Below are 21,365 nucleotides of genomic sequence, written 5' to 3'. Positions count from 1 at the left end.
GGGCCGCAGGATTCGGTGGCGTTGAGCCGGCCCTCGTCACGGCACACCCCGCGCCGCGCATGGATCTCGTGCTGAGCAGCCGGGGTGTCGGACGGCAGACGGATGTTCATCCACCTGAACAAGGAGATCCAGCTGTGCCACTTCGCAGACTGTCCGCCCCCTGGATCGGGGCAGCCATGGCGGTCCTGGTTCTGATCGCCATCGGAACCTACGTCGTCACGACTGTCACTCCGGCAGCCGCGGCCAGCACCGCCGGCTGCGGCAAGGCGCCGGGACTGACCAGCGGCACCCACACCATCCAGAGCGGCGGGAAGAGCCGGAGCTTCATCCTTCGGCTACCAGACAGCTACAACAACACGTACGCCCACCGGCTGGCCTTCGGTTTCCACTGGTTGGGCGGCACCGCCAGCCAGGTCGCGTCGGGCGGAACCGACGGCGCGCCGTGGGCCTACTACGGCATGCTCTCCCAGGCGAACAACACCACGATCTTCGTCGCCCCGCAAGGCCTCAACAACGGCTGGGGCAACGCCAACGGTGAGGACGTCACCTTCACCGACGACATGGTCCGCGTGATCGAGAACGCCCTCTGTGTCGACACGACGCAACTCTTCTCCGTCGGGTTCAGCTACGGCGGCGCGATGAGCTACTCGTTGGCGTGTTCCCGACCGACGGTGTTCCGCGCGGTCGCTGCCATCGCGGCCCCGGGAGCGATCAGCGGATGCAGCGGCGGCACGCAACCCGTGGCGTACCTGGGGATCCACGGCATCAACGACAACATCGCGAACGGTCGGGCGTTGCGTGACAGGTTCGTCCGCAACAACGGATGCGCCGCGCAGAACCCACCCGAGCCCGCGGCCGGCAGCCGGACCCACATCACCACCGCCTACTCCTGCCAGCCCGGATATCCGGTGCTCTGGGCCGCGTTCGACGGCGGCCACCAGCAGGGCCCGGTGGACGGGTGTGCGGGCTGCGAGAGCGGCGCGCGGAGCTGGGTCAAGCAGGAGGTGTGGAACTTCTTCGCGCAGTTCGGCGGCGGCGCGCCGCCCACCACTCCCCCGCCGTCGACTCCTCCGCCGTCCACCCCGCCGCCCAGCCAGCAGAGCGTGCTGATCGTGGGCAGCCAGTCGGGCCGCTGCGTCGACATTCCCAACTCGAGCACGACAAACGGCGCCCGCGCACAGCTGTACGACTGCCACGGTGGCGCCAACCAGCGATGGACGCGGACCGCCACCCGCACGCTGACCGTCTACGGCAACAAGTGCCTGGACGCCAGCGGCGGCGGTAGCAGCAACGGCACCGCGGTCATCATCTGGGACTGCAACGGCCAGCCGAACCAACAGTGGAACGTCAACTCCAACGGCACCATCACCTCCGCGCAGTCGGGGCTCTGCCTCGACGCCGTCAGTTCCGGCACGGCCAACGGGACGCAGCTGCACCTCTGGGCCTGCCACGGTGGCGCCAACCAGCAGTGGAGCACGCGCACCTAGGGGCATCGCCCATCAGATGTCGACGACGCGCCGCCCGGGTTCTGTCCCGGGCGGCGCGTTTCGTTCGGGTCCAATCGCGCGGCCGAACGAGTGGCCGTCGGATGCTCGTACACCGGGTTCCGCGGTTGTGACGCCCCGCGCAGGATGCGCTGCGTCGCGGACACCGACCCACGACGGCGCTGGCGCGCACCGGAACTTTCCTGCTGCGGCGACCGACCAACGAGCAGCAGCAACCATCGGAGGACGAATTCATGCGCACCACCAGCCTTTTCGGAACACATCGACGCTCGGCCGTCGCTCTCGCCGTCGCCGCCGCGCTCCTGGTCACCGGCGCCACCGGATGCGGGTCGTCCGACTCGTCGTCGGCCGCGCCGCCGAGCCCGTCGGTGTCGGCCGACGCCCCTGCCGGCGTGGTCACGGTCCGTGACCCATGGGTGAAGGCGGCCGACAAGGGCATGACGGCGGCCTTCGGCACCCTCGTCAACGACGGGGACACCGACGTCACGCTGACCGGCGTCGCGACCTCCGCCTCCCCCATGGAGCTGCACGAGATGGCCATGAAGGACGGCAAGATGGTCATGCAGCAGAAGCAGGGCGGCATCGTCATCAAGGCCAGGAGCAGCCATGCCTTGGAGCCCGGCGGCGACCACCTGATGCTCATGAACCTCGCCCGGCCCGTGCGGGCCGGGGACCAACTGGCGGTCACCCTCACCTTCGCCGACGGCAGGACCCAGCAGTTCACCGCCGTGGCCAAGCCCTTCACCGGCGCTCAGGAGAGTTACGCGCCGGGGCACGGCGAGCCCACGCCGGGCATGAGCGCGACGCCGGAGATGAGCATGAGCCCGGCATCGTGACCGGCACTTCGCCGGTCCGCCCGGTGAGCAGGCGCGGTCTGCTCACCGGTGGGACACTGGCCGCCGGAGGAGCCCTCACGGGTGCCGCCGCCTACGCCACGACCCGTACCGGAGGAGGTGGGCGGCAGGCGGCCGACGCGACGCCGGTGGCGAGCGTCGGAAGCCTGGTCGAGCCCTTCTACGGGCCCCGACAGGCCGGGGTGGCGACCGAACCGCAGGCCCACGCGTCGTTCGTGGCCCTCACCCTGCAAGCCGGCGTCGACCGGGCCGCGTTGGGCCGGATGCTGCGGCTGCTCACCGACGACGCGGCCCGACTCACCCAGGGGCAACCGGCCCTGGCCGACACCGAGGCCGAACTCGGACTCCTTCCCGCCCGCCTGACCGTGACGTTCGGTTTCGGACCGGGCCTCTACCGCGCCGCGGGTATCGACGACCGGCGACCGGCCTCGGTCACCGACCTGCCCGCGTTCCGCGTCGACCGGCTCCAACCGGCCTGGTCCGGCGGCGACCTGCTCCTTCAGTTCTGCGCCGACGACGCGGTCACGGTCGCGCACGCCCAGCGGGTGCTGCTCAAGGACAGCCGGCCGTTCGCCACCGTCCGATGGGTCCAGCAGGGCTTTCGTCGTAGTCCGGGAGTCGAGCCGAGCGGCCAGACCCAACGCAACCTTTTCGGCCAACTCGACGGCACCGCCAACCCCCGCCCCGGCACGCCCCTGGACTCGGCGGTCTTCGTACCCGACGGCCCGGCTTGGCTGCGCGACAGCACCACCCTCGTCGTCCGACGCATCAGCATGAACCTGGAGACCTGGGACCTGCTGGGCCGCGCCGACCGCGAACTCGCCGTCGGTCGACGCCTCGACACCGGCGCCCCGCTCACCGGCAGCGCCGAACACGACGAACCCGACTTCGCGGCGACCGGCCCCGACGGGCTCACCGTCATCCCCGACTTCTCCCACCTGACCCGCGCGCACGTCACGGACGACCGGCTCAAGATCCTGCGCCGGCCCTACAACTACGACGGCCTTCCCAACGCCGACGGCCACGCCGACGCCGGGCTGATCTTCACCTCGTACCAGGCCGACATCGCCCGGCAGTTCCTGCCGATCCAACGCCGGCTGGCGGACCGGGACCTGCTCAACGAATGGACCACCCCGATCGGATCCGCCGTCTTCGCCGTCCCACCCGGCTGCCCGCCGGGCGGCTGGATCGGCGAGCAGGTGCTGGGATGAGCCGCGTCAACCGGAGTCCTGTCATGACCCCAGCGCCGTCGGGGCCCATCGCTGTACGGCTCGTCGCGGCGGTGCTCGCCGTCGTCGTGGCAACGCTCGTCCCGGCCACCCCGGCGTGGGCGCACAACACCCTGCGGTCGGCGGCACCGGTCCAGGAGTCGACCCTGTCCAGCGCGCCCACCGAGATCGTGCTCGAATTCGGCCAGCGGCTCGACCCCGCGTTCGCCACCATCGTGCTGACCGACGCCGCCCGGCGGAAGGTTCCCACCGGCGACGCGGTGGTCAGCGGGGCGAAGGGATCGATCCAGGTCACCGGGGCGCTGCCCAACGGGACGTACACCGTCGCGTACCGGGTCGTCTCCACCGACGGGCACCCGGCGCAGGGTTCGTACCCGTTCACGGTCGCCGACCCGGACTCCAGCGCCGCGCCGATCGTCAGCTCGGTGACCGACGCCGCGTCCGCGCGGGACGAGCGCGGCCTCGGCGCCGCCGTCCTCGTGGCCGGAGCGGCGCTCGCCGCCCTCGTCCTGGCGGGCGCCGGGCTGCTGTGGCGGCGCAGGAGGCATCGCTGATCGGGCCGCTCCCACCTGGTCCAGTCAGAGACGAGGGCGATCGGCCAGTTCGCGGCGTGAGGTGATGTCGAGCTTGCGAAAGATCTTGCGGAGGTGATAGTCCACCGTGCTCGGGCTGATGAACAGTTGTGCCGCCACCTCCCGGTTGGACGCGCCGTCCGAGACCCGGCGTGCGATGTCGCGCTCCTGAATGGTCAGGCGGCGGCTCTGGGCGAAGCGATCGGTCGTGCGGCGGTGGCTCAGCTTGCCGCGCAGTTCGCGGCGGGACGCGACGTTCAGCCGGTGGAACACTCCGCGCAGATGGTGTTTGACGGTGTGGGGGCTGATGACCAGGTGTCTCGCGATCTCGATGTTGGTGGAGCCGGCCGCCACCAGCAGGGCGATCTGTTCCTGTCGGGGGGTCAGTGCCGCACCCGGAAGAACGCGGGCAGAGTCGGCTACGGGGCAGTGCATCGTGCTCCTCGGGCGAGGGTTCGGGATCTCGACGACCATCCGAACGCACCGCTGTGCGCGACGAGTGCAGACTGAGTGCTCGCGCCCTACCCGCTCACGACGCGTCGCTCATCAGACTCAGCCGGGCCCGGACGTAGGCGACCATGGTTCGGTACGTCTCGGCGTCCTCGATGCCGGCGAAATCGATGAGTTCCCGGAAGCCGTTGTCGGCGATCAGGCCCTCGAACCGCTGGCAGCCCTGTTCCGCGCGGGTCCGGTCGTCGAGGTCGAACGCGGCACGCGCGAGGATCGCCGCGACGGCGCAGCGGGGACCGCTCGACTCACTGACGCTCTCCGCCAGTCCCCACTCCGAGATCGTCACCGCCCGCTCAAGCTGGCCGAGTTTCCAGGACGATTCCGCGAGGAGCTGCGCGTAGCGGACGTTCAGGTGATCGAGGTGCTGCACCATCGCGATGGCCAACCCCTCGTCCGCGATCCGTACGCCGTCGTCGAAGCGACCCGAACCGACGCGCGCTCGCGCGAGTGTCAGCAGCGAGACGGCGAGCAGTTCCTGACGCTCCGTCTGCCGAGCGAGAGCCACCGAGCGTTCGCCGTACGCGTTGGCGGCGTCGTGGTCGCCCCGCGACGACGAGAGCACGGCCAGGTTTCGCAGGACGTCGGCCTGCCCGGCGAGGTCTCCGGCGCCTTCGAAGATGGACAGGGCTCGACGGAGGTATTCGTCGGCCGATGGCAGCGGGGCGAAGACCTCACCGATAGTACGAAGAAGCTCGGCCTCCATCAGCGGCTCGCCGAGTGCGCCGGCCAGGTCGAGGATCGCGAGTACGGTCGGTGTCCGGCCCGCGGGGATGGAGTTGCTGCCCGGCGCCGAGGCCGCGAGGACCATTGCCGCCGCGTCGCGCGCCAGGCCGTGGGCGAGGGCCAGATCGATCGTCGCCCACAGCGCTGGCCGCTCGCGTGCGTACCAGGCGGCGGCCTGGGACACACTGTCGAACGTCTCGGGCGTCACGTCCGGTGGCGTCCCGGTGGCGGTGCCAACCGGCTGCCGGTGGTGCCTCGCGTACGCGGCCCGGGCCGAGTGCAGGTAGTGCATGACGAGACGCCGCTCGTACTCCGGTCGCTCTCGATCCTCGTCGAGAAGCTCACCCGCGTAGGCCCGCAGCAGGTCGTGCAGGAAATACCGCCCGGACTGCGCCTCGTCGAGCAGGTTCGCGGTCACCAGTTCCGTGAGCAGCGTCCGGGCCCTCGTCCGGCTGACCCCGGCGACGCTCACCATCGACTCCAGCGAGACCCCCGGACCCGGATGGACGGCGAGAGCACGGAACACCTGCGCTGCCGATGGATCGAGAGCGCGGTACGACCATGAGAACACCGACCGGACATCGTCTGACGGGTCCGCGCTGGACAACGCGTCGAGTCTGGCTGACGGGGCCGAGACGGCGCTGACGACAGCGCTCAATGGCAGGGCCGGGTTGAGCGCCACGCGGGCGGCGACGATCGCCAGTGCGAGCGGCAGCCCGGCACAGAGGCTGATGACCTTGTCCAGCGAAGCCGGGTCCATGGTGGCGCGGCGGGTGCCGAGACGGTTGGTCAGAAGCTGCCGGGACTCGGCCCCGGTCAGCCGGTCGACCTGCAGGTAACGTGCCCCCTCCCGGGTGACCAGGCTCGTCATCCGGTGGCGGCTGGTCACGATGACCAGACAGCCTCGGGAGGCCGGCAGCAGCGGACGGACCTGATCGGAGTCGCGGGCGTTGTCGAGGAGGACCAGAACGCGACGACCGGCGAGGCGACTGCGATAACGAGCCGCCTGGGCGTCGACGTTCTCCTGCGGTGACGAGACCGCCGGCTCGCCCAGTGACGCGAGCAGCGTGGCGAGCGCCTCCTGCGGTGACATGACCCGTCCGTCCGGGTCCAGGCCCCTCAGGTCGAGGAACAACTGGCCATCGGGAAACTCGTTGGCGATCTGGTGGGCCCAGTGCACGGCGAGGGCGGTCTTGCCGATGCCGCCCATACCGCCGAGCACGGTGATCACGATCGTCGCGTCGCTGAACGCGTCGGAGAGCAGGCCGTCGAGCACTGCGGCCAGGTCGTTCCGTCGGACGAAGCCCGCGACCGGCGGCGGCAGCTGGGCGGGCCGGGGAGCCTCCAGCGGACGCAGCTCGTCCTGCGAGCTTCCGCCGCTGGCGAGCAGCTCCCGATACGCCTCCCGCAGTTCGGGCCCCGCGTCCACCCCCAGTTCCTCGGCGAGACGTTGACGCGTCCGCTCGAAGACCTGCACCGCTTCCGCCCGGTGGCCGGTGGCCACGTACGCGCGCATCAGGCACGCCTGCAGCGCCTCGTCCAGCGGCGCCGCGGCGGCCACGCTCACCAGCGGGGTCAGCGCGGCGTCGGCCATGCCATGGGCCATCGCGGCTTCGCTGGCCGCGAGCGCCACCGCGACGCGCTCCCGTTCGATGGCCACGAACTCCGGTGAACGCAACGCCTCGGTCGGAAGGTCGGTGAACGCGGGGCTGCGGCCGAGTTCCAGGGCGGTCAGGTATTCCCGCACGCCGGACACCGCATCCCCACCCGCCAGCGCCTCGCGAGCCCGCCGGGCCAGCTCGCGATACATGGCCAGATCGGATGCCACGGTCGCGAGGATCAGCCGGTAGCCCGTACCGGCCGGTAGGAGGTAACGACCGGTCTCGCGGACGTCCAGGTCCGGTTCCAGGATCCGGCGGAGGTTCCCGACGTGCCGGTGGATCTGGTTGGCGGCACTGGCCGGAGGTCGGTCGTCCCAGACGCTGTCGACGATGCTGTCGAGGCTGACCGCGTCACCGCCGGCCGCGAGGAGCTTGGCGAGGATGACCCGCTGGCGGACCGGGCCGAGATCGACGTCCGAGCCATCCCGCCGGCAGCCCAGACCGCCGAAGACCTTGAACTCGCAGTGGGACGGCGGCCCGTCCGAGAGCCTGCGGTCGGGCATGGTCACGATTGACATCCTAGAGACGAAGGGGTGGCGGCTTCGCTTTTCGGCCCAAGCCTGCGACTCCTCCCGGGCCCGCCGCATCGCCCAACGCTCGTTGTCTTTCGGGTGGCCGACGAAGCCGGGGACTATGTGATTCGGGTGATTCCGAAACGCCGCCACATCCGTACCTTCGGCAGGGTTCCCAGCGCGGAACGTAAGCCCAAGGAGTGTGCATGCCCCATGTCAGCGTTGGCTCAGAGGGAGCCAACCCGATCGACATCCATTACGAGGACCACGGCGCCGGCACGCCGGTCGTGCTCAGCCACAGCTACCCGCTGAGCGGGCAGGCCTGGGAGAAGCAGGTCGCCGCACTGCTCGCCGCCGGGTACCGCGTCATCACGTACGACCGGCGCGGTTGGGGCGATTCCAGCCAGCCCGCCGGTGGATACGACTACGACACGTTCGCCAGCGATCTGTTCGTGCTCCTCACGACACTGGACGTCCGCGACGCCATTCTCGTGGGTCACTCGATGGGAACCGGTGACGTCGCCCGGTACCTGGGTCGCTACGGCACCGAACGGGTCGCGAAGGCCGTGCTGATGTCGCCGATTCCGCCGTTCCTGCTGAAGACGGACGACAATCCCGAAGGCGCGCCGCAGGCGTTGTTCGATGGGTTCATCCAGGCCGCGCGGGCGGATCGGAACGGGTGGCTCAAGCAGTTCCTGGAGAACTTCTACAACTTCGACGTGTACGGCGGATCACTGGTCAGCGACGAGGCGTTCCAGGCCAGTCTGGCCGTGGCCGAGGCCGGGTCCCCGGTCGCCGCGGTGGCGTGTATCCCCACCTGGCTCACCGACTTCCGCGACGACCTGGCCAAGGTTGACGTGCCGGTACTCGTGATCCAGGGCGACCAGGACCGCGTGCTGCCCATCGGGGTGACCGGCCAGCGGGTTCCCGCCTTCGTCGGGGATGCCCGGTTGCTCGTCATCGAGGGCGGGCCGCACGCCATCGCCTGGACCCACGCCGATCAGGTCAACGCCGCCCTGCTCGATTTCGTTCAGCAGTAAGGAGAAACCGTGAAATTGCGCTTCCGGCGCCGCCTCGTCTCCGTAGGCGTGGCCATCGGTGCCCTCACCCTGACCGGGGTCGGTATCGGCACCGCGCAGGCCTCGACGACCCACGTCACGCAGTCGCGCCCGGCCGCGGCCAAGCCGACGGTCGTGCTCGTGCACGGCGCGTGGGCGGACGGGTCGAGCTGGGACAAGGTGACCGCCAAGCTCCAGCACGACGGCTACCGGGTGGTCGTACCGCCGAACCTGCTGTCGGGCGTGGCGAAGGACGCCGCGAGTCTTCGCGCGTACCTGGACACCATCAGCGGGCCGATCGTCCTCGTCGGGCACTCCTACGGCGGCATGGTGATCACGAACGCCGCCCTGGGCGACGAGCAGGTCAAGGCCCTGGTGTACGTCGACGCGTACATCCCCGACCAGCACGACACCGTCTTTTCGCTGACCTCGGCCGTGCCGGGCTCGGTCTTCGGGGGCGACACGTCCGCCGTCTTCGACCAGGTCGCGATCCCCGCTGAACCCGGGAACGTCAACCTGTACGTGAAGCCGTCGGTCTTCGGTACGGCGTTCGCCGGCAAGAGCATTCCCGCCAAGGACGTGGCGGTGCTGGCCGCCCGGCAGCGTCCGCTGGCCTTCAGCGCTCTGATCGAGGAGTCCGGCGAGCCGGCGTGGAAGACGATCCCCTCGTGGTCGGTGATCGGCAAGCAGGACGCCGTCATCCCTGCCGCCGAGCAGGTCGTCATGTCCGAGCGGGCCAAGGCGCACAGCATCCAGATCAACGCCCCCCACCTGTCCATGGTCACCGACCCGGGTGCGGTCACCAACCAGATCGAGGCTGCCGCCAAGGCGACCAACTGACACGGCGGCCGGCCGTGGCACCGCACAGCGCGATGCCACGGCCGGTCGGGAAGTGGTCGCGTGGGCTGGTCCAGCCCACGCGGCCACTGCTGCTGCCGATGTCACGAGACCTCGTCAGGCGGTCGTCCGGGCCGCCTCCAGAATGACCCTGGTGACCTGGTCGGGGTGCGAGATCAGGCCCAGGTGACCGGCGTCGATCCGGGTGATGTCGGCCCCCGCCCGCTTCGCCATCTCCTCCTGGCGAGCCGGCGGAATGACCAGGTCCTCGGTGCCGACCACCGCCCACGCGGGGATCGTCTTCCACGCCGGCTCGGTGGCCGGCTCGCCCAGGGCGTTGCTGGCCAGGGCGGTCTGGGTCACCGCGAGCACCTCCGCCTGCCGCCGGGGCAGACCGTTGGCGAAGCCCTTGATGAACACCTTCGGCAGGACGTACGTGTCGGCCGCACCCTCCGGGGCACCGGGGAACGGCACCAGCTTGAATTCGCTCGTGGGGTCGGTCAGGGCCGGCTCGAGGATCGAGCCGGAGCCCGCGGTGAGGTCCTCCACGGTCTCCCCCTCGTCCGGGGCGTAGGCGTCCACGAACACGAGCGCCTTGACGTTCCGGTTGCCGGTGGCGGCTTCAGTGATCACGAAGCCACCGTACGAGTGGCCGGCGAGCACGATCGGACCTTCGATGGTGGACAGGAAGTCCTTCAGGTAGCCGCTGTCGATCGACGGCCCTCGGCCGGGTTGCGGCGCGACCTGGACGTCGAAACCGCGCGCCTGGAGTCTGCGGATCTCCCCATTCCAGCTCGAGCCGTCGGCCCAGGCGCCGTGCACCAGGACGATCGTCGGTCTGGTGCGGTGCCCCTCGTCGGGGGTTGGTTGCACACCGCCGTCCGCGAACACGCTTGTGGTGCTTGAGCCGAGCACCGTCACCAGAGTTGCGGCGGCGAGCGCTGCGGCGATGACCTTCGGCCGACGTAGCGAGATTCCGAGCATGTCTGTTCTCCCTCGTTGGTCAGTGGATGCCGAACGCGGGCAGATATGCGTGGCTGCCGACGCGACCCAGCCGAGGGCTGAAACCCGTCGGGAGCACCGCCGAGCGGCACGTGACTGATGACGGCCCGCCTCGACCGCTGCGACATGCCGCATGATCGCCCGACCTCACCGTACTCACAGTGGGGCGAATTCCTGGGCAAAACAGGAGAGTCGCTCAGATTTAGCAATGCCGACGGAGACGGCACCAAAGGGGCAGCCTTTCCCGCCCATCGGGTGGTCGGTCGAGATCCCCACGGCGCGAGGTTCGGGTCTTCGCTAGCGAAGAGACCATCCTTAGACCTATTCTGCTAGTCAACTAGTGGAATGGGGTGGCGAGGTGATCGAGTTTCACCTGGACTCGCGGTCCGGGGTTGCGCCGTACATGCAGCTCATCCGACAGGTGCGGCACGCGCTCCGGCTCGGGGTCCTGAACGAAGGCGACAAGCTGCCCACCGTCAAGGAGGTGGTGGCCCGGGTCGCGATCAACCCGAACACGGTGTCCAAGGCGTACCGCGAGTTGGAGTACGAGGGCCTGGTCGTGGCCCGGCCCGGGCTGGGCACGTTCGTCACCCGCACGCTGGGCGCCGACTCGCTGGACAAGCACGAGCCGCTGCGGCAGGACCTGACGCGATGGCTGAACGAGGCCCGGGATGCGGGCCTGGACGACGAGAGCATCGAGGCGCTCTTCCTCAGCAGCTTTCGGGTCTTTTCGGAGGCCCGAGCATGACTAGCGCGCTGATCGCGGAAGGTCTGAGCAAGCGGTACGGCCGGCGTTTCGCGTTGAAGGAGTGCACTCTCGACATTCCGTCCGGTCACGTCGTGGGTCTGGTCGGACCCAACGGCGCAGGCAAGTCCACTCTGCTGCAACTGGCCTGTGGGTTGCTCCGTCCGACCTCGGGGCGGATCGAGGTACTCGGCACGCGGCCGGTCAGCGGTTCGGCGCAGGTCGGGTTCGTCGCCCAGGACACCCCGGTCTATCCCAACCTGTCCGTCGCGGACCACCTACGGATGGGCGCCCACCTCAACCCGTCCTGGGACGCAGGGCTCGCCGAGCGGCGGATCGCCCAGATCGGACTGGACCCGGCGCAGAAGGCGGGCAAACTGTCCGGCGGCCAGCGCGCCCAGTTGGCCCTGACCATCGCCGCGGCGAAGCGGCCCCATCTGCTGCTGCTCGACGAGCCGGTGGCGGCACTCGATCCGCTCGCCCGGCGCACTTTCCTGCAGGGGTTGATGGAGTTGGCCGCCGACGAGGACATGAGCATCGTGATGTCCTCGCATCTGGTCGCCGACCTGGAGCGGGTCTGCGACCACCTGATCGTGCTGGTCGCCTCGCGGGTCCAGGTGGCGGGCGACGTGGACGACCTGCTCGCCACCCACCACCGCCTGGTCGGGCAACGGCGTGAGACCACCGACCTGGGCGCGGGGCACGCCTTGATCGAGCAGAGCCACACCGAGGTGCAGTCGACCCTGGTGGTACGCAGCACCGCGCCGATCGTCGACCCGTCGTGGCAGGTCGACCGGCTGGACCTGGAGGACATCGTGCTGGCGTACATGAGCGGAGCCACCGGCGGCCGGTCGGATCGGGTCCTGGAGGGACAGAGATGATCTGGATGACCTGGCGGCAGTTCCGGACGCCGGCCCTGGCCACCGGCACCCTGTTGCTGGTGCTCCTGGGCAGTCTGGCGCTGACCTGGGCGGAGGTGCGAGAGCTGGCCACGCAGACCGGATACACCGGCTGCCAGGGTGACGCCTGCCTGTCCGCCGGCGAAGCCTTCCTCCGGGCGCTACAACCGGGATGGGCGAGCGAGTTCCACATCGCCGCCATCGGGGCGTTGTACCTACTGCCCGCCCTGGTGGGCATCTTCTGGGGTGCGCCGCTGGTGGCCCGGGAGCTGGAGTCCGGCACGTACCGCATGGTTTTCAGCCAGTCCGTCAGCCGGGGCCGCTGGTTGCTGGTCAAGCTCGCGGTCGGCGGCGGCGCCGCCGCTCTCGGCGCCGGCCTACTCAGCCTGACGCTGACCGAGTGGGCGCAGCCGATCGACGGTGCCTCGGCCGACCGGATGAATCCGCTGGTGTTCGCGGCCCGGGGAATCGTGCCGATCGGCTACGCGACGCTGGCCTTCGTGGTCGGTGTCGCCACCGGGCTGCTGCTACGGCGAACCCTCGGCGCGATGGCGGTGACCCTGTTGCTGGTGGTCGGTCTCCAGGTCGCCGCGCCGTTCGTGGTACGCCCCTGGCTGGCTCAGCCGGTCACCACGGTCAGCCCTCTGGAGGTGGACGGTGAGTACGGGATCTCGATGAGCCCCGACACCGGGCGGATGACGCTTCACGTCGAGCCCGATCGCAGGGGCGACTGGATCGTGTCGAGCACCACGATCACCTCGACCGGCGCGGAGTTCAGCGGTCCGGCCGACACGACCCAGTGCGGCCCGGAGGCGCCCCGCGACCGTGAGACGTGCCCGAGGTGGCTGGAGAAGCAGAACCTCAGCCTGAAGGTGTCCTACGTGCCCGGATCGAAGTTCTGGAACCTGCAATGGCGGGAGTTCGGCATCCTGATCGCGTTGACCGTCGCGCTGTCCCTGCTGTCGCTCTGGTGGGTACGCCGCCGACTGGTGTGACGGCACGGCCGGTGGGGGCGGGCGGAGCGACTGCCCCCACCGGCCCGGCGCTGGGAAACGCCTCCACCGAGGTACGAGACGTCCCTTAGGTTTCGGCAATGCAGATCATCGAAAGGGCGGGCCGGTGGACCACGGCCGGCGGAGCCGTCAACGACTGGGTCGAACACCTGAGGGTTCCGGACCTGTCGGTGGGAACGTACTGCATCCCGGCCGGCGGCCTCGACGATCAGAGCCCGCACACCGAGGATGAGATCTACGTGGTCACCGCCGGGCGGGCCCGGATCGTGACCCCGGACGGCGCAGCCGAGGTGGCCCCGGGTTCGGTGATCTTCGTGCCGGCCGGCGAGGAGCACCATTTCGACGAGGTGACCGAGGACCTGGCGCTGCTGGTGGTGTTCGGCCCGGCGTACGGCTCGCGCGCTCCAGATTGACACACGCCCTCGTTCTGCCGGGGTGCGGCAGCAGAGCCGCACCCCGGCAGGGACGTCAGCTCAGCAGCCGAGCCGCTTGGTCGACAGGGCGATGTCGTCGATCCAGAGGTCGAACTCACCCGGCGTCGTGCCGCCCTGGTAGAGCTGCCAGCCGATCTTCACCGTGTCGACGGTCGGCAGGACGAAGGGAACGTCGTTACCGCCGTGGTCGTTCGTGGAGGCGGTCAGCTCCGGGTTCGCCACGCCGTCGATCCACACGGCGACGCGGTTGTCCGCGGCGTCGACCTTCCATTCGAAACACTGCCAGGTGTCCTCGACGACCGGGGCGGACTCCCGCCAGTTGGTCCAGTCGCCGGTGGGACCGCCGTCGGCGCCGATGCCCCAGAACGTTCCGGGCACCGTGGGCGCGTACTGGCCACCGATCGGACGTACGACCTCCGCGCTACCGCTACCGGTCGCCTCGACCAGCGTGAAGTGCGCCCAGTCCGGGGCGGTGGGGAAGGCGTCGACGCGCAGGCGCATCCGGCCGTAGAAGCGGTTGCCCGGCGCGGCGAAGTCGTCGACGCGCAGGAAGGCACGTCCGTTGTCGACCGTGTGGACGTGCAGCACCTGGTTGCCCCGGCGAGCACGCTCGACAGTGAGCGTGCCGTGGCGGGTGTCGACGCCCCAGTTCACCGTGCTGGCCCCGCCGGCGGGCAGTCGCTCGAAGTCCTCACAGAAGAGCAGGCCACGGGGGCACGAGGGCCGGGACACACTCGACGCCCCGGCCGGAGCGCTGCCGACTGTGGTGCCGAGAATCAGGGCGGCGCTGAACACCGCGAGAAATCTGCGCATGGTCGTTCTCCCTATCGACGAGGTGCGGTACGCGAGGACGGTCACTTCGGTCGCGTACCGGTCCGACCACGACGGCGCCCGGGCCCGGAGCCGGTGGCTCCGGACCCGGTCAGCGTCCCGACGCGGAGGGATCGGTACGCGTCGTCGGTCGTCAACTGGTGCAGGAGAGACCACTGGGTGCGGTGCTGCTGCTGCCGTTGACCAGGAAACCGAAGGTGGTCGAGGCGTTCGCGCCGAGAGACCCGTTGTAGTCGGCGTTACGGACGCTGACCGTCCCGCTGGTGCCGGTGTTGATGCCATTCCAGACATTGGCGATGCTCTGCCCGCTGGCCAGCGTCAGCCGTACGGTCCAGCCGCTGAGGGTGGCGGAGCCGTTGTTGGCGACCGTGACCTCGCCCTGGAAGCCACCGTTCCAGCTGTTGACCATCCGGTACGTCGCGCTACAGGCACCCGTCGGCGGAGGCGTCGTCGGCGGAGGCGTCGTCGGCGGAGGCGTCGTCGGCGGAGGCGTCGTCGGCGGAGGCGTCGCCCGGCACGGTGGTGGAGGCGGCGTTGAGCGCGTTGAGGACGGCGGTGTACGCCGCCTTGGGGTTGCTGTTGCGGTCGAAGAGCAGCGGGTTCTCGCTGCCGCGCCACGAGTCACTGTCCCGGATGCCCCACGTCGTGATGCCGACGCAGCGGGGGACGTTCATGCAGGCCTGGGTGAGGCCCTGGTACTGGCTGGTCGAGGCGTTGGTGACGTCGGCCTCGGTCAACGCCACGTCGACCCCGAGGGCGGCGAAGCTGGACAGGGTCTGCTGGAAGTTGCCGGGCAGCGAACTGCCGCCGGTGAAGTGGGTCTGGAGGCCCACGCAGTCGACCGGCACGCCCCGGGACTTGAAGTCCCTGATCATGTTGTAGACGCCCTGCGTCTTGGCGTACGTCCAGTTCTCGATGTTGTAGTCGTTGTAGCAGAGCTTCACGCTCGGGTCCGCTGCGCGCGCGGTCCGGAACGCGACCTCGATCCAGTCGTTCCCGGTGGACTGCAGGTTCGACGACCGCCGACTGCCGTTTTCGGCGAAGGCCTCGTTCACCACGTCCCAGTACGCGAACTTGCCCTTGTAGTGGGCCATGACCCCGTTGATGTGGCTGATCATCGCGTTGCGCAGGGCGCTGCCGCTCAGGCTCCCCCAGAACCTCGGCTGCTGGGCGTGCCACGCCAGGGTGTGACCACGGAACCGCATGCCGCGCTGGGTGGCCCAGTTGTAGATCGCGTCACCGCGATCGAAGTTGAACTGGCCCGGGTTGGGCTCGGTCGCGTCGGGCTTCATCTCGTTGACGGCCGTCATCATGTCGAACTCACGGCTCGCGATGTTCAGGAAGCCCGAGTCGTTGAGACGGTCCGCCCCCATGGCGGCGCCGAAGTACCGGCCGCTGCGCTCGGCGGCGGCCTTCAGGGTGGTACCGGGTGATCCGGGGAGGTCGGCGCGGGCGAAGGTCGCCACGGCCATCGAGGACACGGTGATCGCCAGGGCGCAGGCACCACCCAGGAGCAGTCTGGCGGGGCCTCTGGTCCGGCGCTTTGGTCGAGCGGGTACGTCGTTCATCTGTGCACTTCTCCTCGGTGTTTCGTCTGGTCCGTTGCCGACTCTGGGCACGGAACCGAGGAGCACCGCACGGCCGACGACCGGAGCACCGCGCTCGCCACTGGACCAGCACGCCGCAGGTGACGCCGAGCCGGCGTCTACCCCGCCGCGCCCGAAATCGGTGGCCACCGCCGGCTGCCCGGCCCGCCCGGTGGATGGCGAACACTCCGCGCCGCACGCCCCTGCGGAGTAACACTGCCCTGCCGCGATGCTATATCGAATCAGTTCGATCTGGACAGCCGGCGACCGACGACGGTGGCGCGCACGACGGAGGACCAGCCGGTTTGGCATCGACCTACATCGATGTAGTGTGGAAACGCTCCCACACCACCACCACCCACCTGATCGAGGAGCCGAACATGCAGCGACGGCGACAACGTCCGGCCACCATGCTGGCCGGCCTGCTCATCCTGACCCTGTCCGTGCTTCTGTCACCACCCGCGTCGGTGGCCAGCACCGCGGCGACCGGCACATCCCACGCCCGCGCGACGCCACTCACCGAGCTGACCGTGGTGTCCGAGCGGGTGGCGTTCGGACTGCAGCGCCCGATCGCGATCACCGGCCTGCCGGACGGTCGAATGTTGATCGCGGAAAAGAACGGCACCGTCCGCGCGTACCACCCCGCCACCGGCCTGGCGGCCGATCCAGTGCTCGACCTGACCGCCCGGATCGACACGTCCGACAACGAGCGCGGCCTTCTCGGCATCACGCCCGCACCGAACTTCGCGCGCACCGGAATCCTCTACGTGGCCTACACGAGCCTGCCGGCCGGAGCGCTGACCCTGGCGCGGGTGCCGCTCGGCGCCCCCGACCGCCTACAGGTGCTGCTCACGCAGGAGCACGCCGAGTTCGGCAACCACAACGGCGGACAGGTGGCCTTCGGCCGCGACGGCTACCTGTACTGGTCCACCGGCGACGGCGGAAACGCGAACGACCCGTTCAAGAGCGGCCAGAACCTCGGCACCCTGCTCGGCAAAATCGTACGGATCGACGTCAACCGCAGCTGCGGGGGCAAGCCCTACTGCGTACCCGTGGACAACCCCTTCGTCCGCACGGCGGGCGCGCGGCCGGAGATCTGGGTCTACGGGCTGCGCAATCCGTGGAAGTTCTCCATCGACCCGGTCGACAACTCCCTCTGGATCGGCGACGTCGGCCAGGGCCTGATCGAGGAGATCAACCACATCCGACCGTCGCAGCGCGGCGCGAACCTCGGCTGGTCCTGCAAGGAGGGCACGCCGGTCTTCGACCAGACGCAGTGCCGACCGGGCGTACGGCTCACCGACCCGGTCGTCGAGTACGAGCACTACCTGACGGAGAACTGCTCCATCATCGGCGGCCTGGTGTACCGGGGGTCCGTCACCCCGGAGGCGCGGGGGACCTACATCGCGAGCGACTACTGCTCGACCCGCGCGTTCGCCGTGCGTCCCAAGTCCACGGGTGGCTACGAGTCCGCCGAGATCGGCACCTTCCCCACCCAGCCGACGGCGTTCGGTGCGGACGTGAACGGTGAGCTGTACGTGCTCAGCGACCTCCCGGGCTGGCTGAGCAAGGTGCGGTTCGAGCGGGTCCAGCCCACCCCGACCGCCGGGGTGGCCAACCGCTGAGCCTCGACTGGAACCAGCACCGGTGACACGCCGTGGGCGGCCACGCACCCGTGGCCGCCCACCGCGGCACGGGACACCGGCTGTCGTCCCCGACCAGCGGTACGTCATCGCCAGCAGCGGCCGAGCGAGCGCGACCCGGCAGGCCGACGATGTCCGCCAGTTCACCGACCGCATCACCCGGGACGGTCACCCAACGCGAATGTGGTCCACACTCTGGGCGACGGCTATGGTTGGGGCATGCACGACAGACGCGGCCCCCGGCGCGTCGGCGAGCGTACGCCGCAGCCGACATTGCTTGTGCTTGCCGTGCTCGTGCTGGTGCTCTCGGCCACCCGCTCGATCGGGTTGTGCATCGTCTTCCGTTCCGCGCGGCGGGCGACCCCCGGCTGCGTGCCCGCCTGGTCGGCGGATCGCGCTCCACCGCGCCACGCGCTGGGCCTCGCCTGATCCACCCGCCCCGGCTCGCGCCGACCCCATGGCGTGTCCAGTTCGCCGCCATGACCGGCCCGGGCCACCACCGAGCCCACCGCACTTCGCCCGGCCACGCTCGCCGGCCTGCGCGCCGCCGAGCCGCTACGCGGATGCGCCGCCCTGCCCGCTGGAGTTCCCATGATTGTCGAACTGACCCCGCTGCCCGGTATCGGGGTACGCCGCATGTTCACCACCGCTGACGGTCGTCGAGTGGGCGTGGTCACGCACCACCCGGGCGGGCGACGAGATCTCGTCTACGAGTCCCCCGACGACCCCGACGCCACCTGCTCGCTCACCCTGACGCGCTCCGAGGCCGTGACGCTTGCCGGACTCCTGGGAATCCTCGACGTCCTGGACATCGTCACCGTGACGGAGCCGTCTCCCGCGTGACGGCCGGTGGCTGCCGTACCGCTACGGCACGGCAGCCACACCGCCCGTCAGCCGTTCTGCTTCGCCTGGCAGGACACGCAGAACTGCGCGTGCGGAAGGATTTCGAGCCGCTCGACCGGGATGTTCTGGCGGCACTTCGCGCAGGTCCCGTAGGTGCCGGCGCTGATGCGGCTCAGCGCACCGGTGATCTGCTCGATGTTGCGCCGGGTGGCCACCAGCAGCGCGGCCCGGTTGTGGGCCTCGCTCGGGTCGCCGGTGTCCGCGTTGAGCTCGGTCAGTTCCCGCAGCCGAGCCGTCTGCGTGGCGAAGTCTTCCGCCAGCGATGCCCGCAGATCAGCCAGCCAACGCTGGTCGACAGCTCGTTGATCGAGGCTCATGGTCCTACCTCTGCTTTCGAAGGGTAAAAAGAAAGGGCCGAAGCTGGATAGCTTCGCCCTGGCGGTCGTTTTGGTGATGCAACGATTCCGCGGGGGGCCTCGGCCGGTTCGCGCCGGGCTCGTCAGCCACGACATGGGCGCAATGCGCGGCACGCGGACAACCGGCACCCGCATATCGACCGTCCGGTACGCCGCCAACGCCACGTGGGCAGCCCCGATCGCCGCCACACGGGTGACGGCAGGAGAGCGGAACGTAACCGAGGACATGTCTCCACCATAGGCGGCGACCGCGGCGATGCCAACGCCGGACGAACCGCCGACCTCACGCGCGGTGTGGGTGACGGGTCAGTCCTCCGGGGCGATCAGCCGGTCGTCGGTGACGTCGCGGACGATGATCGCCTCCACCGGGCACGAGTTGGCGGCGTCGAGGACGACCTCGGCCGGGGAGACGACGCCGGCCAGCGGCGCGGACACGCCGTCAACCAGGCGAAAATGCTCGGGCGCGGTGCCGGCGCAGATACTCGTGCCGATGCAACGAGCCGGGTCCACCCCGACCCGCCAGGCGGTGCTCACCACGCCACCGGCATGCTGAGCAGGCCCCGTACCAACATGCCGCGCTTCCACTTCAGCTCTGCCTCCGGTACGGCGAGCCGCAGGCCGGGCAGACGGGTGACGAAGGTGCTGACGGCGACCTGCAACTCCATGCGGGCCAACTGCGCGCCGACGCAGTGGTGTACGCCGTGCCCGAAGCCCAGGTGCGGTTTCGGCTCGCGATCGAAGTCCAGCCGGTCCGGGTCGGCGAAGACCGTGCCGTCCCGGTTCGCCGACGACAGTGAACCGAGTACCGGTTCACCGGCTCGGACCAGCACCCCGCCGACCTCGACGTCCTCCTTGGCGTACCGGGCGAAGGAGGAACCGACGCCGAGCGGCACGTACCGCAGAAGTTCCTCGACCGCGGCCGGCACCAGCGACGGATCGGACCGCAGCCGCGCGAGCTGGTCCGGGTTTTGCAGCAGGACGTAGACGAAGTTGGGGATCTGGGTCACCGTCGTCTCGTGACCGGCCGCGAGCAGCCCGGCGGCCAGTTCCACAAGTTCGGTCTCGCTGAGCCGATCCTGGTTCTCGTCGCGGGCCCGCACCAGCGCGCCGAGCAGGTCGTCGATCCCCGGGTCGCGACGGCGCTCGGCGACCAGGCCACCGATGTAGCCCCAGAGATTGTTCAGGTACTCCTGGATCGTCTCCAGAGGCAGTGAGGTGGTCGAGACGATCGCCTCGGACCAGATGTGGAAACGGTCGCGGTCGGCGTACGGAACGCCGAGCAGCTCACAGATCACCTGGATCGGCAGCGGCGTGGCGACGTGCTCCACCAGGTCGGCCGGCGGACCGAGCCGGAGCATGTCGTCGACCAGCGTGTCGGCGATCTCCTGGGTTCGGGGGCGCAGCGCCTCTACCCGACGTGCCGTGAACGCCTTGGCCACCAGCCGACGCAGCCGGGTGTGATCGGGCGGATCCATGGTCAGCATGCCGCTGTACTGCTGGCGCGGCGTGAGCCGGGGCTCGTCACGTTCGACGGCTGGCGCGCGGCCGAACCGCACGTCGCCGAGGACCGTACGGACGTCCTCGTACCGGGTGGCGAGCCACGCCTCCTCCCCGTACGGGAGCTGCACCCGGGTCATCGGCTCGTGCTCGCGCAGCTCTCCGTAGGTCCGGTCGACGACGAGGCCGTCGGGCACACTGAACGGGTACGACCGCACGGGCGGAACGGTTCGACTCTCGGTGCTCTGCGCGCTCTCGGTCATCCGGATTCCCTTCGTCGAGACGGCGTGATCCGCAGGCCGGCGCCACATTCGCGGCGGCTTCAGTTCGCCTACGCGTAGGGCATGAGTCAGCACACCCCTACGCATCGTGACGTTTCAATCTCGGATCGTAGCGAGAGACGTCGATGATCGCCATGGAGACCGATCCGCGTCCGTACCCGACAGCCGTTCTCGTAACGGATCGCTCGCGGGCCCTCTCGAGACGGCCGCCGAGCCAGCGCTCAAGCAGGCCTCGTCACAGCACCGCCACCGGTTCGACGCCTACAGGAGGTTGTGCTTACGGGCGAAGTCCGGGAACTCCGCTCCGGAGCAGGGCAGACGAGCACCGGTTGCTCTCAGTGCCTCGATGAGGTTCCCCGCAGCCGTCGGCGTCTGCTTGCCGTCCCGGCAGGCCCTCGCGAGAAGCCAGATGGTGCCGTGGACGCGGGCCTTGTCAGCGCGGGCGACCTGCGTTGCGTTCCTGTCGTCGGTGATGGCCACGCCTGCTCGCAGTTCGGCGGCCGCGAGCACGGACGCTTCCCCCAGGTCGCGCTCACCCGAACCGAGCCGCGCCGCCCACTTCGTGAAGCACCGCACCTCGTCGAGCGTGTCGAGTTGAGCAGTGGCCAGCCAGTCCGCATCGCAAGCGACGACTAGTTCCAACGCCGTTCAGTTAGGCGGTGGGTGTGGTCGTCAAGGGTCCGGGCTGATGATGTTGATACTGGTGGTGGCCTG

Annotated in this window: 21 protein-coding genes and 1 pseudogene; 13 read left to right on the top strand and 9 right to left on the bottom strand. The window is 69.7% G+C overall.

Annotated elements, in window-relative coordinates; translation table 11 throughout:
* The first annotated feature begins 134 nt into the window (after positions 1-134).
* The 4 genes from ACLQ25_RS25245 (at position 135) to ACLQ25_RS25230 (ending at position 4,142) form a co-directional block, all read left to right on the top strand.
* A complete protein-coding gene (locus ACLQ25_RS25245; protein WP_425733273.1) occupies positions 135-1,487 on the top strand; it encodes a ricin-type beta-trefoil lectin domain protein in 1,353 nt (450 codons plus the stop codon).
* Positions 1,488-1,738: 251 nt separating this feature from the next.
* Positions 1,739-2,341, top strand: a complete 603-nt coding sequence (locus ACLQ25_RS25240; protein ID WP_425733272.1) for a copper chaperone PCu(A)C — start codon at positions 1,739-1,741, stop codon at positions 2,339-2,341.
* Entirely contained in the window at positions 2,338-3,570 is a 1,233-nt protein-coding gene (locus tag ACLQ25_RS25235; RefSeq protein WP_425733271.1) for a Dyp-type peroxidase, read from the top strand. Before ACLQ25_RS25240 ends, ACLQ25_RS25235 begins: the two co-directional genes overlap by 4 nt.
* Before the next feature lie 23 nt (positions 3,571-3,593).
* Positions 3,594-4,142: a copper resistance CopC family protein gene (locus ACLQ25_RS25230; protein WP_425733270.1), complete on the top strand. Its 549-nt coding sequence runs from the start codon at positions 3,594-3,596 to the stop codon at positions 4,140-4,142.
* Between the two features lie 24 nt (positions 4,143-4,166).
* Here ACLQ25_RS25230 and ACLQ25_RS25225 read toward each other — a convergent pair whose 3' ends face one another.
* Together ACLQ25_RS25225 and ACLQ25_RS25220 are read right to left on the bottom strand one after the other, a co-directional pair.
* The gene (locus tag ACLQ25_RS25225) at positions 4,167-4,634 is read right to left on the bottom strand and encodes a response regulator transcription factor (RefSeq protein WP_425733269.1); all 468 of its coding nucleotides are present in this window, start codon (positions 4,632-4,634) and stop codon (positions 4,167-4,169) included.
* A gap of 55 nt (positions 4,635-4,689) precedes the next feature.
* Complete coding sequence (locus tag ACLQ25_RS25220; RefSeq protein WP_425733293.1) at positions 4,690-7,557, bottom strand: BTAD domain-containing putative transcriptional regulator; 2,868 nt, start codon at positions 7,555-7,557, stop codon at positions 4,690-4,692.
* Positions 7,558-7,772: 215 nt separating this feature from the next.
* Here ACLQ25_RS25220 and ACLQ25_RS25215 point away from each other — a divergent pair, with 215 nt between their 5' ends.
* Positions 7,773-8,606 (top strand): alpha/beta fold hydrolase, encoded by an 834-nt coding sequence (locus ACLQ25_RS25215; RefSeq protein ID WP_425733268.1) that lies wholly within the window; start codon positions 7,773-7,775, stop codon positions 8,604-8,606.
* Between the two features lie 9 nt (positions 8,607-8,615).
* Positions 8,616-9,464, top strand: coding sequence for an alpha/beta fold hydrolase (locus ACLQ25_RS25210; RefSeq protein WP_425733267.1), 849 nt, complete (start codon positions 8,616-8,618; stop codon positions 9,462-9,464).
* A 114-nt stretch (positions 9,465-9,578) separates the two neighbouring features.
* Here the strand turns inward: ACLQ25_RS25210 and ACLQ25_RS25205 are convergent, their stop codons facing one another.
* Positions 9,579-10,445 (bottom strand): alpha/beta fold hydrolase, encoded by an 867-nt coding sequence (locus ACLQ25_RS25205; protein WP_425733266.1) that lies wholly within the window; start codon positions 10,443-10,445, stop codon positions 9,579-9,581.
* Between the two features lie 376 nt (positions 10,446-10,821).
* Here ACLQ25_RS25205 and ACLQ25_RS25200 point away from each other — a divergent pair, with 376 nt between their 5' ends.
* The 4 genes from ACLQ25_RS25200 to ACLQ25_RS25185 all read left to right on the top strand — a co-directional run bounded on the left by ACLQ25_RS25200 (position 10,822) and on the right by ACLQ25_RS25185 (position 13,533).
* On the top strand, positions 10,822-11,211 hold the full coding sequence (locus ACLQ25_RS25200) for a GntR family transcriptional regulator (protein ID WP_355047873.1): 390 nt from the start codon (positions 10,822-10,824) through the stop codon (positions 11,209-11,211).
* Entirely contained in the window at positions 11,208-12,089 is an 882-nt protein-coding gene (locus tag ACLQ25_RS25195) for an ABC transporter ATP-binding protein (protein ID WP_425733265.1), read from the top strand. The genes ACLQ25_RS25200 and ACLQ25_RS25195 overlap by 4 nt, the downstream gene beginning before the upstream one ends.
* Entirely contained in the window at positions 12,086-13,102 is a 1,017-nt protein-coding gene (locus tag ACLQ25_RS25190) for an ABC transporter permease subunit (protein WP_425733264.1), read from the top strand. The genes ACLQ25_RS25195 and ACLQ25_RS25190 overlap by 4 nt, the downstream gene beginning before the upstream one ends.
* A 98-nt stretch (positions 13,103-13,200) precedes the next feature.
* Positions 13,201-13,533: a cupin domain-containing protein gene (locus ACLQ25_RS25185; RefSeq protein ID WP_425733263.1), complete on the top strand. Its 333-nt coding sequence runs from the start codon at positions 13,201-13,203 to the stop codon at positions 13,531-13,533.
* 60 nt (positions 13,534-13,593) lie between these two features.
* Here ACLQ25_RS25185 and ACLQ25_RS25180 read toward each other — a convergent pair whose 3' ends face one another.
* Positions 13,594-14,367 (bottom strand): hypothetical protein, encoded by a 774-nt coding sequence (locus tag ACLQ25_RS25180; protein ID WP_425733262.1) that lies wholly within the window; start codon positions 14,365-14,367, stop codon positions 13,594-13,596.
* Between the two features lie 151 nt (positions 14,368-14,518).
* Positions 14,519-15,953 (bottom strand): annotated as a pseudogene (locus ACLQ25_RS25175) (endo-1,4-beta-xylanase).
* A gap of 398 nt (positions 15,954-16,351) precedes the next feature.
* Between ACLQ25_RS25175 and ACLQ25_RS25170 the strand changes: the two are divergent.
* The 3 genes from ACLQ25_RS25170 (at position 16,352) to ACLQ25_RS25160 (ending at position 18,457) form a co-directional block, all read left to right on the top strand.
* The gene (locus ACLQ25_RS25170; protein ID WP_425733261.1) at positions 16,352-17,596 is read left to right on the top strand and encodes a PQQ-dependent sugar dehydrogenase; all 1,245 of its coding nucleotides are present in this window, start codon (positions 16,352-16,354) and stop codon (positions 17,594-17,596) included.
* Between the two features lie 237 nt (positions 17,597-17,833).
* Entirely contained in the window at positions 17,834-18,043 is a 210-nt protein-coding gene (locus ACLQ25_RS25165) for a hypothetical protein (protein ID WP_425733260.1), read from the top strand.
* Between the two features lie 162 nt (positions 18,044-18,205).
* On the top strand, positions 18,206-18,457 hold the full coding sequence (locus ACLQ25_RS25160) for a potassium transporter TrkA (protein ID WP_421471831.1): 252 nt from the start codon (positions 18,206-18,208) through the stop codon (positions 18,455-18,457).
* A 47-nt stretch (positions 18,458-18,504) separates the two neighbouring features.
* On the opposite strand, the gene ACLQ25_RS25155 is transcribed toward ACLQ25_RS25160, so the two are convergent.
* The 4 genes from ACLQ25_RS25155 to ACLQ25_RS25140 all read right to left on the bottom strand — a co-directional run bounded on the left by ACLQ25_RS25155 (position 18,505) and on the right by ACLQ25_RS25140 (position 21,227).
* Positions 18,505-18,834, bottom strand: a complete 330-nt coding sequence (locus ACLQ25_RS25155; RefSeq protein WP_425733259.1) for a TraR/DksA family transcriptional regulator — start codon at positions 18,832-18,834, stop codon at positions 18,505-18,507.
* A 345-nt stretch (positions 18,835-19,179) separates the two neighbouring features.
* Positions 19,180-19,407: a ferredoxin gene (locus tag ACLQ25_RS25150; protein WP_425733258.1), complete on the bottom strand. Its 228-nt coding sequence runs from the start codon at positions 19,405-19,407 to the stop codon at positions 19,180-19,182.
* Positions 19,404-20,633 (bottom strand): cytochrome P450, encoded by a 1,230-nt coding sequence (locus ACLQ25_RS25145; protein ID WP_425733257.1) that lies wholly within the window; start codon positions 20,631-20,633, stop codon positions 19,404-19,406. Before ACLQ25_RS25145 ends, ACLQ25_RS25150 begins: the two co-directional genes overlap by 4 nt.
* A 279-nt stretch (positions 20,634-20,912) precedes the next feature.
* Entirely contained in the window at positions 20,913-21,227 is a 315-nt protein-coding gene (locus ACLQ25_RS25140; protein WP_425733256.1) for a hypothetical protein, read from the bottom strand.
* Positions 21,228-21,365: the final 138 nt, after the last annotated feature.

Origin of the sequence: Micromonospora sp. DT44 (genome assembly GCF_049841635.1) — a bacterium.
Lineage (GTDB): Bacteria > Actinomycetota > Actinomycetes > Mycobacteriales > Micromonosporaceae > Micromonospora.
Note: the sequence above shows the minus strand (reverse complement) of the source record. Positions and strands in the feature narration are given on the sequence as shown.